Annotated in this window: 13 protein-coding genes; 7 read left to right on the top strand and 6 right to left on the bottom strand. The window is 52.8% G+C overall.

Going from position 1 to position 11942, the window contains the following annotated elements; all coding sequences use genetic code 11:
- The first annotated feature begins 10 nt into the window (after nt 1-10).
- On the top strand, nt 11-1375 hold the full coding sequence (gene menE / locus KNP76_RS06130) for an o-succinylbenzoate--CoA ligase (protein ID WP_214843538.1): 1365 nt from the start codon (nt 11-13) through the stop codon (nt 1373-1375).
- Entirely contained in the window at nt 1359-2426 is a 1068-nt protein-coding gene (menC, locus tag KNP76_RS06125; RefSeq protein ID WP_034815768.1) for an o-succinylbenzoate synthase, read from the top strand. The genes menE and menC overlap by 17 nt, the downstream gene beginning before the upstream one ends.
- 265 nt (nt 2427-2691) lie before the next feature.
- On the opposite strand, the gene map is transcribed toward menC, so the two are convergent.
- The 5 genes from map to KNP76_RS06100 all read right to left on the bottom strand — a co-directional run bounded on the left by map (nt 2692) and on the right by KNP76_RS06100 (nt 7562).
- Nucleotides 2692-3441: a type I methionyl aminopeptidase gene (gene map / locus KNP76_RS06120; protein ID WP_081852662.1), complete on the bottom strand. Its 750-nt coding sequence runs from the start codon at nt 3439-3441 to the stop codon at nt 2692-2694.
- A 14-nt stretch (nt 3442-3455) separates the two neighbouring features.
- Nucleotides 3456-4616, bottom strand: coding sequence for an EAL-associated domain-containing protein (locus tag KNP76_RS06115; RefSeq protein ID WP_251137371.1), 1161 nt, complete (start codon nt 4614-4616; stop codon nt 3456-3458).
- A gap of 69 nt (nt 4617-4685) precedes the next feature.
- On the bottom strand, nt 4686-4937 hold the full coding sequence (locus tag KNP76_RS06110; protein ID WP_214843536.1) for a hypothetical protein: 252 nt from the start codon (nt 4935-4937) through the stop codon (nt 4686-4688).
- Nucleotides 4938-5038: 101 nt separating this feature from the next.
- Nucleotides 5039-6547, bottom strand: coding sequence for a degradosome RNA helicase CshA (gene cshA / locus KNP76_RS06105; protein ID WP_198662286.1), 1509 nt, complete (start codon nt 6545-6547; stop codon nt 5039-5041).
- A 163-nt stretch (nt 6548-6710) separates the two neighbouring features.
- A complete protein-coding gene (locus tag KNP76_RS06100; protein ID WP_034803867.1) occupies nt 6711-7562 on the bottom strand; it encodes a CvfB family protein in 852 nt (283 codons plus the stop codon).
- Between the two features lie 287 nt (nt 7563-7849).
- Between KNP76_RS06100 and KNP76_RS06095 the strand changes: the two genes are divergently transcribed.
- The 5 genes from KNP76_RS06095 (at nt 7850) to abc-f (ending at nt 11385) form a co-directional block, all read left to right on the top strand.
- Nucleotides 7850-7999, top strand: coding sequence for a hypothetical protein (locus KNP76_RS06095; protein ID WP_167331252.1), 150 nt, complete (start codon nt 7850-7852; stop codon nt 7997-7999).
- Between the two features lie 126 nt (nt 8000-8125).
- Nucleotides 8126-8368 (top strand): hypothetical protein, encoded by a 243-nt coding sequence (locus KNP76_RS06090; RefSeq protein WP_211779910.1) that lies wholly within the window; start codon nt 8126-8128, stop codon nt 8366-8368.
- An 86-nt stretch (nt 8369-8454) separates the two neighbouring features.
- Nucleotides 8455-8715, top strand: a complete 261-nt coding sequence (locus KNP76_RS06085) for a hypothetical protein (RefSeq protein WP_211779911.1) — start codon at nt 8455-8457, stop codon at nt 8713-8715.
- A gap of 82 nt (nt 8716-8797) precedes the next feature.
- Nucleotides 8798-9499 carry a lysophospholipid acyltransferase family protein gene (locus KNP76_RS06080; protein ID WP_214843534.1) on the top strand — a complete coding sequence of 234 codons (702 nt, stop codon included), beginning with the start codon at nt 8798-8800 and terminating at the stop codon, nt 9497-9499.
- Nucleotides 9496-11385, top strand: coding sequence for a ribosomal protection-like ABC-F family protein (abc-f, locus tag KNP76_RS06075; protein WP_034815777.1), 1890 nt, complete (start codon nt 9496-9498; stop codon nt 11383-11385). The genes KNP76_RS06080 and abc-f overlap by 4 nt, the downstream gene beginning before the upstream one ends.
- Before the next feature lie 9 nt (nt 11386-11394).
- On the opposite strand, the gene KNP76_RS06070 is transcribed toward abc-f, so the two are convergent.
- Nucleotides 11395-11937 carry a GNAT family N-acetyltransferase gene (locus tag KNP76_RS06070; protein WP_214843532.1) on the bottom strand — a complete coding sequence of 181 codons (543 nt, stop codon included), beginning with the start codon at nt 11935-11937 and terminating at the stop codon, nt 11395-11397.
- Nucleotides 11938-11942 lie beyond the last annotated feature (5 nt).

The following is an 11942-nucleotide window of genomic DNA, read 5'->3' as shown; positions in this document are numbered from 1 at the left end:
GGTATGCCTGATGAATGCACTGAACCATCCGACTGATCACATCGCCCTCGTCACGGCCGGACGCCGTTTGACATGGGGCACGTTGTGGAACGAGAGCGCACGCCTCGCGCACTATGTGAAACGGAACGCACCCGATGCCCGTCATATCGGACTGTATGCTGCCAATAGCGCCGAGTACGTCATCGCTGTCCATGCCGTTCTCTTACTCGGGAAAGTGCTCGTCCCACTGAACACACGGTTGACGAAAAGTGAGATCAAGATGCAACTCGAGACGGCGGATGTCGATCTTTTGCTCGTCGACGAAACGTGCGACGTCCCGGTTCCCCAGCTGACGCTCACGATGCGCGACGACGAACCGATCTCTGACTTCCACGCGTGGAAACAAGACGAGGTCATGTCGCTCATGTTCACGTCCGGGACGACCGGACGCGCGAAAGCGGTCAAGCAGACGTACGGCAACCATGTCGCAAGCGCCGTGGCCGCTCGAGAGCACCTCGGCTATGGCACACGCGACCGCATGCTCGTCGTGACCCCGCTGTTTCATATGAGCGGGCTCGCCCAAGTGTATCGGGCCGCCTGTTTCGGTTCGACATTATACGTGGAACCGAAGTTCGACGCCGCCCGTACGCTCGACTTGATTACACGCGAACACATCACCCACGTTTCACTCGTCGCCGTCATGCTCGACCGGTTGCTCGCAATCGGACTACAGCGCCAAGCCCTGCGCGTCGTACTCGTCGGGGGTGGCCCAGTACCGAAGCCGCTCCTCGAGGAAGCCGAGCGCCGTCACATCCCGGTCGCCCAAACGTACGGCATGACCGAGACGTGCTCCCAAGTGGCGACGTTACTCCCGTCGGAAGCACTCGACCATCTCGGTTCTAGCGGTCGAGCCATCTTGCCGACACGAGTCCGCATTAATCCAGATGGCGAGATTGAAGTGAGCGGTCCGACCGTCACACCCGGCTACTATAAGCAACCAGAAGCCGACGCGTGGACGACAGACGGGTTTTGGCGGACCGGAGACTTGGGTACAATCCAAGACGGCTATTTGTACGTCCACGACCGAAGAAGCGACTTAATCATCTCAGGGGGCGAGAACGTCTACCCGGCCGAGATTGAGAGCGTGCTCCGGCGTTGCCCTGGCATTGAAGACGCCGGGGTCACCGGACGCCTTGATGCGACATGGGGAACCGTCCCTGTCGCGTATATCGTCGGGTCGTATGACCCGCTCGAACTGGAACGCTTGCTGACGGAACACTTAGCCAGCTATAAACATCCGAAAGCGTTCTATTCCGTCCGTGAACTCCCACGCAACGCAAACGGGAAATTGATGCGCCATCGCCTAAAGGAGACCGCTTATGATTCGACACGCTGAATTATATATCGTCCCATTGACGTTCAAACATCCGATTGTAACCGCCCACTCCGTCCTCTCGACCCGACGGACGATCATTCTCCGGCTCGAGACGACGGACGGCCTCATCGGATACGGGGAAGGCGTTGCTTTTGAGACGCCCTGGTATACGGCAGAGACGGTTCGCTCGACAATCGATGTCTCGACGCTCATCACCAACCTGTTAGCGGGGCAGTCCGTGTCACCCCACTCGTTTCCGGCGCTCGTCCGATCCATCATTGGCCATCCGATGGCCAAGGCGATGTGGGAGAGTGCCTGTTGGGAAATTGAAGCAGCCCGGCAACAGAAGACACTCAAACAACTGCTCGATGCGGGTGACACGGTCGACTGCGGACGAACGATTGGGATCGGTCTTCTGGCCCAGACGCTGAAATCGATTGAAGGGGCACTCGAGTCGGGTTTCGACCGCATCAAGCTGAAGGCAGCACCGGAAGAGTTGTTGTACTCGTTGAACGAGATTCGTGCCGTCTTCCCCGATGCCCCCCTCATGATCGATTTGAACGGGAGCGGGGTCGAACAGCCGCTCTCGTGGTTCGAACAGTTGGATGCGCATCGCCTCTTGATGATTGAACAGCCGTACCCGAGCACATATTGGGCTGCGTCTACCGATTTACAAGTCCGGCTCGAGACACCGATTTGTCTCGACGAGTCCATCACATGCCGGCAAGACGTCGAGACGATGACCAGACTCGGTGCCGGCCGCATCGTCAACATTAAACCGGCCCGCGTCGGCGGCTTGACCGAGGCGCTCGCCATCCGTGAAACGAACGTACCGTATTGGGTCGGCGGCATGTATGAGTCCGCAATCGGTCGTTACCATACGCTCTTGTTCGCTTCCTTGAGCGGTGCCGCTTACCCAGCCGACATGGCGGGAACGAGCGCCTATTTCGAGACCGATTTGCTCGACACACCGCTCGAGGTCAACGGCGGACAGCTCATCATCCCGGACGACCCGCGACCTGATTGGGCAAAGATCCGGCGCTTAGCCGAAGAGACGATTCAGCTGAAATAAAAAGGCAGATGACGGGCGTCATCTGCCTCAGGCTGTTGACGAACCCATTCGCAAAAAGCGGCTCGGTTCGTCTTTTTTGTGTTCAAGGAGATCGAGTCCCCCAGAAAAACACAAACGGCCACCCGACGGCGACCGTTTGTGTTGCTCGTCCGACGGAGACCCAGCAGCGACGCGAGTCGCGATGCGGCTCCAGGATTGCCTGCGGAAAGCGTGGGCGCCGGAAGGACGAGCGATTCAATTGATGTTAGTCAACAAGCTGAGGCAGTCAACGGAACGAACCCGTCAACACTTCAAAGCCGTCCTCGGTGACGACGACCGTATGTTCAAATTGCGATACGAGACTATTGTTTGGCGTGAAGAGCGACCAACCGTCCTCTTCCGACTGATAGACGACTTCGTCTTTCGTCGAGATGAACGTCTCGACGGCAATGACTTGGCCGACTTTCAAGATGTCGTTCTCTTCCCGGTTGTAGTAGTTCGAAATCGACTCCGGCTCCCCATGGAGTGTACGCCCCAACCCGTGTCCGGCCAAGTTGCGGATTACCGTGAAGCCGTTCTTTCTTGCATCGGCGTAAATCGCCTTTCCGATTTGGTTCACTTTCGTCCCGGCTTTCACTTTGCTGAGCCCAGCTTCGAGCGATGTGAGCGACACTTCGACGAGCCGTTCGTGCTGTGATGATTTTGGTGTACCGGCGATGACCGTCCGCCCGGTGTCCGCGTAATAACCGTCCTTCACAGCCGAAACATCGATGTTGACGAGGTCCCCGTCTTGAATGACAAGTTCGCCTGGGATGCCATGTGCGGCAATCTCGTTGACCGAGATGCACGTATAGCCCGGAAACTCGTACATCGTGATCGGCGCCGATGCCGCTCCTTCTGCTTCGAGAATTCGTTGTCCGATCTCATCCAGCTGTTTCGTCGTCATTCCCGGAGTGACGGCTTTCGCCATCTCATCCCGGGCCAAGGCGACGATGCGTCCAATTTCACGTAACGCGTCGTAATCATAATCAAGCATCATATATCCCTCTTTCAGTCTAATAATCGATTTTGGTATAAGTATTCCTCCGACAAGTCGGCGAATAAGAACATGCCATCTGGCAACGGATAGCTAAACGTCCGCGTCACTTCATTCGAGCTGAAGTCTCGATAGTCATCGGATAAATAACCGCGCCCGCGAACACGCATCGCCGCCATCGTCTGAATGAAATACGGACGAAAGCTCCAGTTGTAACCCCGATACGTATTGTCGACTCTCCATTCGGCATCCGCCTGATAAACGTTCGCACTCGTCTGGAAACCGGTACGGTCGGTCAAATAATACCGCACGAACTTCCCTTCGAGCTTCGTCGCGATATGAAGTAGCCACTCATCCTTCTTGTCACGGGACCACTTTCCGGCCGCGAGCTCTTGGATTTGACGGTGTAACTCAAATTCGAGTTCATAAAGGCGCTGCAACCGTTCTTGGTCGTGAAGAAAGAATGACGGTACTTCTTGCGCGAGGACGTTCATCCCTTTCGTCTCCAGAACAGGCGACGTCGCTCGCTGGCCAAGCAGTCCGCCCATGTAAAAACGCCCACCGTGTTGCCACGCGTAACGCAACTGCCCGACGTGATCGATTGATTTATAGAGGAGCGGAGCCCCGAGCTTTGAAGCGATATACTCCATCGTTTGCAACATGTGCGGGTACGTCACCGGCAACGTCTTCTTCTCGACCATCGTCGCTAAGTCCACGAGTAATAGCTCCGGCGCGATGGCCATGATGTCCTCGATGCTCGTCGACTCAGCGAAATCGAGCGCGATTTTCACCCCGTATGAACGATAATACTGGACGACGCGCGACAGTCTCGATACGTCGACGAGATCGGTCCCTTGAATCGTCACGTAAATGCGATGGAGCGGGAAGTTCAGTTCGTGAAGCGGCGCAAGGAACGCTTCGCCCCCTGCTTCAAGAATCCATTCGGCCCGGCATCGAAACGTGACGAACTGTTTCGCATCTCGCAGCGACTCCGCAGCCAAACGTTCCATCCGTTTTGCGATGTCGAGCTGATACTCGACCGGCACGTCGTCATCATAAAAGAACGATGTGAGCGAGTCACCCCTGAACTGGCCATGCACCATATAGCCTTCGACTTGAAACGTAGCCGCCCCAAGAATCGGCTCATACGTCACCTCGACTTCGTCTGGATTCATCATCACATCCACTGCATCCACTCGTCATCACCTCATTCATTTAATCAAAAATAAGAAAGCGAGCCGGTTTCAGCTCGCTCGTGTATGCACATACATATAGGCACCGAAACAAGCAATGAAATATACGATACTCATCACACCATAGCCGATTCCCATTTTCCCACCGACACCGATGGCCATGACGAGCCAAATCATCGCGCCAAACAGTAACGTCGCCACAGGGATATAGCGAAAATTCGGCCGGTCCGTCCTTGATACGATTGGCTTCAACGCCAACACACATACCAACAGTATGACGAAACCGAAACTTAGTTCTACCATCCGTTGACACCTCATCCTTCCATCTCTACTCGTTTAGTGTAGCATGACCACAATAAAAAAACCGCAAATCCACTTAAGGAAATGCGGTTTTCAATTATCGCTTAGTCACGTGGACGGCGTGGGCCACGGTCGTCCGAACGACGACGGTCGTCTCCACCGCTACGTTTGCCACGGTATCCACCGCCGCCACCGCTACGGCCGCCACGGTCTCCGCCGCCACGACGTTCGCCGCCGCCACTACGGTTTCCACGGTATCCACCGCGGTCGTTGCGTCCGCCTTGACGCTTCACGCGAATTGGGTCTGCGTATGAGATTTCAACTGGTGTTGAATCCGGCTCTTTCGTCAATCCACGAAGGGCTGCCGCAAGAATTTCAACTGCTTCATACTCTTCAAGAAGCTCTGTCGCAAGTTGCGTGTAAGCTTTGAAATCGCCCGCTTGAACGCGTTCGATCAACTCTTCAGCTGCTTGCTTTTGGTTGCCTTCAAGTACTTCCGCGATTGTCGGTACGTGACGACGGTTCATCTTCTTGTTCGTCACACGCTCGATTGCTTTGACTTGGCCGAACTCACGTGGCGTGATGAACGTAAGAGCAGTACCTGTTTTACCAGCACGGCCTGTACGTCCGATCCGGTGCACGTAGCTTTCCGGGTCTTGTGGCACATCGAAGTTGTACACGTGTGTGACACCTGAGATGTCGAGACCACGTGCTGCAACGTCTGTTGCGACTAAGATGTCAATCGTGCCGTTTTTGAAACGACGAATGACTTGGTCGCGTTTTGATTGCGTCAAGTCACCGTGAAGACCATCAGCCGTGTAACCACGCTTGATAAGGGCTTCTGTCACTTCGTCAACGCGTTTCTTCGTACGAGCGAAGATGATGCTGAGTTCTGGTGAGTCGATGTCAATCAAACGGCAAAGCGTATCGAATTTCTGGCCTTCGCGCAATTCGAGGAACTGTTGGTTGATGTTCTCAACTGTCATTTCCTTCGCTTTTACTTTGATGATTGTCGGCGACTTCATGAAGCGTTCAGCAATCTTCTTGATCTGTGGTGGCATCGTCGCTGAGAAGAGAAGCGTCTGACGCTCAGCTGGAAGACCAGCCAAAATCGTCTCGATATCTTCTACGAAGCCCATGTTGAGCATTTCATCCGCCTCGTCCAAGATCACGGTTTGGATCTCGTCGAGTTTGATCGTCTTGCGTTTCATGTGGTCCATGAGACGTCCTGGTGTCGCAACGACGATTTGTGGGTTCTTTTTCAAGCCGCGGATTTGACGGTCGATTTGTTGACCACCGTAAACAGGGAGTGCGTATACACGTTTCGCTTCCCCGATTTTGTTTAATTCTTCTGCAACTTGAATCGCAAGTTCACGTGTCGGTGCAAGAACGAGTGCTTGGACTTGACGCGCCTTTGAATCGATTCGCTCAATTGTCGGAATACCGAAAGCTGCTGTTTTCCCTGTACCTGTTTGTGCTTGTCCTAATACGTCCACTCCAGTGAGTGCGACAGGAATTGTTTCAGCTTGGATCGGTGTCGCTTCTTCGAAGCCCATCTTGAGTACACCTTTTACTAATGCTTCACTTAACTGTAAATCTTGGAATTTTGTCAAATTATATTCTCCTTTGTTCATACAAAAAACGTCTGAGAGTTCGTTCAACAGACGTTCTTTCAATGTTTCCTCTTAGTCAACTTTACTAACTATAACGTATTCGTTTCTAAAATGAAAGAAATACATTCTAAAACTTTTCATGACTGCGTCAACATGAGTAATCTTATTTCAATTTGTAGCCGTTGTCGAGCTTTTCAACTCGCTTTTCTTTTAATAACTTACCGAGGGCACGTTTGAAGGCCGCTTTGCTCATCCCGAACTCACGGTCGATGATGTCAGGTGCCGTCTTATCGCCATAAGGCATTTGGCCACCTCGTTCTTCAATATAAGAGAGAACGTTTCCTGCATCCCCTTCAATCGCTTCATACGCACGCGGCTTCATCGAGACGAGCACCGTACCGTCTTGTTTCACTTTCGTCACGCGGACCGTCAACTGCTCACCGAGGCGTGGCCAACGTGTCATTTCTGCTTCATGTAAGAAACCGAGCGACTCGTTCTCGACCCAAACGTTGACCCCGACGTCTCGCTTGTTCAACACGATTGCCGATACGTCCTGATTGCCCCATTCTTCTTTTGCGGGACGGGCCAATAAATTCAAGTAAGCGTAAGGAGCCGGGTCGCCCAAGAGGCGCCCTTTTTGGTCGTACTTGAGACGGACACATAGCTTGTCGCCTTCTTTTGGCCAGTACGACCGATTTTCCGGAAGGTCGTCTTGTGAGACGAGCACGTCTTTTTGAATCCCGATATTGACGAACACACCCGTATTGTAACGGACGCCCGTCACTTCGAACCATTCATACTCGTCAAACGTCACGTTCGGGATCGTCATCGTCGAAGCGAGACGCCCTTCTGAATCGTGATAGAGGAAGACACGTACGGTCTGTCCGACCGTGACTTCTTCTGTTTGCTCTTTTCGATGAAGTAGTACCTCTTCGCGACCGTTTCCGATGAACACACCGAAATCAGCGGAACGTTCTGCGACCAAGTCCACGACTTCTCCTGCGCGTAATGCCATAACATCCACATCCTTTTTTCTTCTATTACTGTCAGTATACCTACCTACACACGTTCCTAATCATATCACGTTCGTTTTTCTTACCTCAACCGAATGTGACCAAATTGTGAACACAAACCCTCATATGAAAAGAAAAAAAGACCGGCTTATGCCGATAATGTTCAAATGATTGTGACAATTTTGTGAACGGCATATTTCCATCTAGTATCCACATTTTGAAAACGTTATTATAAGAAGAGTGTTGTTTAACAATTAGGTTTCAGCCATGGCCGAACGGGGGATATAAAATGTTTGATGTTCAATCTCGCTCATTTGCGAAACGCTTTATGAAGGGGCTATTGATTACGTTCTTCGCCCTTCTCGCTTCACTTAGCTTCATTTTCTCAAACGGTGTCGACACGAACGTGTCTTCATCGGTCACAATGGTTCAAGAGTGAAACGCCTCTCTATTCGGGAAGGCGTTTTTTTCTTTTGTTCGACAGAAAAAGGAATTTATCTGGCGATTGTCGAACGAATTTAACGTTCGGCACTTTTTGAATCTTATCGGAAAGGAAGAGTCACTCATGCTATTTTACTTTCTCGCCACGATTGTTTCGGTCGTCGGTTTATCCGTCTCGTTCCAAACCGGTTTTTTCAAGGACCCGATCGGCACGTTCTTATTCGCAGCGCTGCTCGCGATGGGGTTATCCTCGTTCAAGCAGTTGATTGCGCAAACGAACAACCTGCTCAAAGAACGGCGTGACCAAAAGCGAATCAATCGAATCGTCGCCCGGATGCACTCTAGCTCGCGCAAACGCTCTACATAACACTCGTCTTCGACGGTCAGTTTTGTTATTCTAATGAAGATAGTAGATCGCATAACGGATTTGAACCGTAGGAGGCACACACACGTATGAATGAAATCCCCTTATCGAACGAATGGATCTTACGCTATTCACCGGTCATGGAGCTATGGCTGAAAGAAGACGGAATCTTGCTCGTCGACGATGACAACCGGATTCGGCTCACGCTTGAAATCGGGAACGATCAAGCGATGCAAATCAAAAGCATCGAGCAAGACGGTGCTTACTTCGTCGTCGACCCGGTGAATAAACGAATTACGTTCGAACTCGAGGAAGAAGAAGAGGAAAGCGATTCTCGCTTCTGGGAATAAGGTTTCATGCCGTAGAGTCGGATTCTCCATTCGAGAAGAAGACTCTTTCTTATTGCGCGCTACATGGAAAGGAGACAACTGTATGATTCGCACCGCTATTTGGTTTTTCTCATTTTTTGCCGTACTTCCAGTGACATTGCCGTTTTTAAAAAAGGCAAGCACGATCGAGGTACCGGCCCGCTATCGCTACGTGCAAGACATCGCCTATAAATGGGCCACCTTTTTATTAAAGGTTGCCGGGGCGAACGTTCGTGTGAAGGGACTCGAAAACATCCCGAACGAACCGGTCGTCTACGTCGCGAACCACCAAGGAAACTTCGACGTCCCGATTATGATCACGGCGACGAAACACCCGAAAGCGTTCATTTCAAAAATCGAAGTTCAAAAATTCCCAATTATCCCGCGTTGGATGGAGCTGATGGGTTGTATCTTTATCGACCGGAGTGACCGCCGGCAATCCATCAAGGCGATTCGCTCTGGCGTCGAGACGATTAAGTCCGGACAGTCCATCATCATCTTCCCAGAAGGCACACGCTCGAAAGGCGGACCGATGAAAGAATTCAAAGCCGGCAGTCTGACACTTGCCACTTCGAGCGGTGCCAAAATCGTCCCGGTCGCGATTCAAGGTAGCCACCATCTACTCGAGACGAAAAACCGTATCACGCCCGGCACGGTTGACGTGACGTTCCTTCCGGCCATCGATCCGGCCGATATCCCGAATAAGGAAGTCGCCGCCACGGTCGAAGCCGCGATTCGTCAAATCGTAGAAGGAGATGTGTCATGAGTTTACTCACCATCGAAGGGATCCATAAAGAGTTTGCCGATAAAGTCCTATTCGACGACGTAACGATGACGATTCACCCAGGGAATCGGATTGGCATCATCGGCGTCAACGGCTCTGGAAAATCCACCTTTATGAAAATCATTGCCGGGGTGGAGACGGCCGACCGCGGCACGATGCAACACCCGAACGACTACCGAATCCGTTATTTGACACAGACGGTCGAATTCGCACCTGACCAAACCATTTTAGATGCGCTGTTCACGAGCGAGACTCCGTCCGTCCTGGCGTTAAAAGCATATGAACAGGCGCGGCAACAACTCGAAGCCGATCCGGCGAGCGAGCAGCGGCTCGAGCGGTTCATGAAAGCCCAACAAGCTGTCGATGCCGCTGACGCGTGGGAAACCGAGGCGAAATTAAAATCGATTTTAAACCGGCTCGGACTTCCGGACGTGACGGCTGACGTCAGTTCTCTGTCGGGTGGTCAACAAAAGCGGGTCGCCCTCGCTGCGGCGCTGCTCGACGAAGCGGACTTGCTCTTACTCGACGAGCCGACGAACGAACTCGACGCCGATACGATCGCTTGGCTCGAGACGGTGCTCGCGGACTATCGTGGTGCCATCCTACTCATCACGCACGACCGCTACTTCTTAAATCGTGTCACGAACCACATTTTGGAGATTGCGGACGGGACGAGCTATTTCTATGACGGGAACTATGAGCTGTTTCTCGAGAAACGGGCCGAACGAAAAGCGCGGACGCAATCGATGGAACAAAAACGTCAGAACATCCTGCGACGTGAACTCGCTTGGCTCCGACGTGGCGCCAAAGCACGGACGACGAAACAAAAGGCCCGGATTCAACGCGTCGAAGACTTGAAGCATCAGGAGTCGCTCGCCGAAGACGAGGTACTCGAGGTATCCGTCGGATCGCGCCGTCTCGGGAAAAAGGTGATTGAAGTCGAACACCTGTCGTTCCAATATGACGACACGCCCATCATCCGTGAGTTCAACTGGTTGTTCGGTCGCCGTGAACGGTACGGCATCGTCGGCCCGAACGGAAGTGGTAAGACGACGCTCATGAACCTCCTCGCCAAGCGGCTCGAGCCGACGTCCGGCACGGTCGTGCATGGCGAGACGGTCCATCTCGGCTATTACGGGCAACAAGTCGAATTCGAGGACTTGTCACGCCGTGTCATCGATGAAATCGAACGCATCGCGCAAGTGATTCACACCCCGGACGGTGAATCGATTACGGCGAGCCAAATGCTCGAGCGGTTCTTATTCACACCGGATGCGCAATATAAACCGATCGCGAAGCTGTCCGGTGGCGAGAAACGACGTCTCGTCCTTCTCCGCATTTTGATGGACGAGCCGAACGTCTTGTTCTTGGACGAACCGACGAACGACCTCGATACCGAGACGTTATCCGTTCTCGAGGACTATTTGGAATCTTTCCCCGGAACCGTCATCGCCGTCAGCCACGACCGCTATTTCTTAGACCGAATCGCCGGCCAACTGATCGCGTTCGAAGACGGCTCAATCAACGTCTATCATGCCGAATATAGCGACTATTTAGCCTCGCTCGTCGAGACGAAGGTGCAGGCGAAAAAGGAACCGAAAGAGAAGAAAGAACGCGTCAAGACGGACGTCGTCAAATTCACGTTCAAAGAACAGAAGGAATGGGAAACGATTGAGGACGACATCGCCTCAATCGAGTCTGCCATCGAGACAGCTGAGGCACGCTTGGCCGATGCCGGGAGCGACATCGGAAAAGTGAATGAGATTTATGCCGAAATCTCGACGTTGAAAGAAGCGCTCGATTCGAAGATGGAACGATGGGAATACCTATCAGAAATTGACGAACAAATAGAGGCCCAGAAACGCTAAAAGGCAGGATCATTCGTGATCCTGCCTTTCGTGTATGTAGCTATACATATAAACGTCATGTGCCCTGCCATCTTGGTGCATGTAGTGTCGGAGCGTGCCTTCGCGTATGAACCCGTTCCGCTCAAGCATGTGTTGTGAGGCGACGTTCTCTGTATAGACGACTGCCCCGATTCGATCAAACGCTGCCACGCGGCTTGAATAGTCGAGCGTCGTTTGCAACGCCTCGGACGCATAGCCGTTACGCCAATAGTCCGGGTGAATCTCATATCCGACCTCGGCGCGGCGGTGGCGTGGAACGAGATTATGAAAGCCGATGGTCCCAATCAACGTCAAGTCGTCTTTGCGAACGATTCCCCAACGGATGACCGTCCCCGCCCGCATCCCCTCGACCATGTTCGTCACCATTTGAACCGTCTCATCCACTGTGGCGTGCGGCTCCATGCCGTAATGCTTCAATACGGTCGCGTTCGAAAAGATTGGGAACAGCCGACCTGCATCGACCACCTCGAGCGGCCGCAACGTCAGCCGTTCCGTTTCTAACGTCGGAATCACGACAC

Source organism: Exiguobacterium sp. s150 (genome assembly GCF_018618435.1).
Lineage (GTDB): Bacteria > Bacillota > Bacilli > Exiguobacteriales > Exiguobacteriaceae > Exiguobacterium > Exiguobacterium alkaliphilum.
The sequence above is the reverse complement of the archived record's forward strand: the minus strand, read 5'-3'. Positions and strand labels throughout refer to the sequence as shown.

Excerpts from the sequence above, each read along its gene's own strand:
- KNP76_RS06080 (WP_214843534.1), top strand. The coding sequence starts at position 8,798 with ATGATTCGCACCGCTATTTGGTTTTTCTCATTTTTTGCCGTACTTCCA.
- KNP76_RS06115 (WP_251137371.1), bottom strand. The coding sequence starts at position 4,616 with ATGAATCCAGACGAAGTCGAGGTGACGTATGAGCCGATTCTTGGGGCG.
- KNP76_RS06110 (WP_214843536.1), bottom strand. The coding sequence starts at position 4,937 with ATGGTAGAACTAAGTTTCGGTTTCGTCATACTGTTGGTATGTGTGTTG.
- abc-f (WP_034815777.1), top strand. The coding sequence starts at position 9,496 with ATGAGTTTACTCACCATCGAAGGGATCCATAAAGAGTTTGCCGATAAA.
- menC (WP_034815768.1), top strand. The coding sequence starts at position 1,359 with ATGATTCGACACGCTGAATTATATATCGTCCCATTGACGTTCAAACAT.
- KNP76_RS06090 (WP_211779910.1), top strand. The coding sequence starts at position 8,126 with ATGCTATTTTACTTTCTCGCCACGATTGTTTCGGTCGTCGGTTTATCC.
- map (WP_081852662.1), bottom strand. The coding sequence starts at position 3,441 with ATGCTTGATTATGATTACGACGCGTTACGTGAAATTGGACGCATCGTC.
- menE (WP_214843538.1), top strand. The coding sequence starts at position 11 with ATGAATGCACTGAACCATCCGACTGATCACATCGCCCTCGTCACGGCC.
- KNP76_RS06085 (WP_211779911.1), top strand. The coding sequence starts at position 8,455 with ATGAATGAAATCCCCTTATCGAACGAATGGATCTTACGCTATTCACCG.
- KNP76_RS06095 (WP_167331252.1), top strand. The coding sequence starts at position 7,850 with ATGTTTGATGTTCAATCTCGCTCATTTGCGAAACGCTTTATGAAGGGG.
- KNP76_RS06100 (WP_034803867.1), bottom strand. The coding sequence starts at position 7,562 with ATGGCATTACGCGCAGGAGAAGTCGTGGACTTGGTCGCAGAACGTTCC.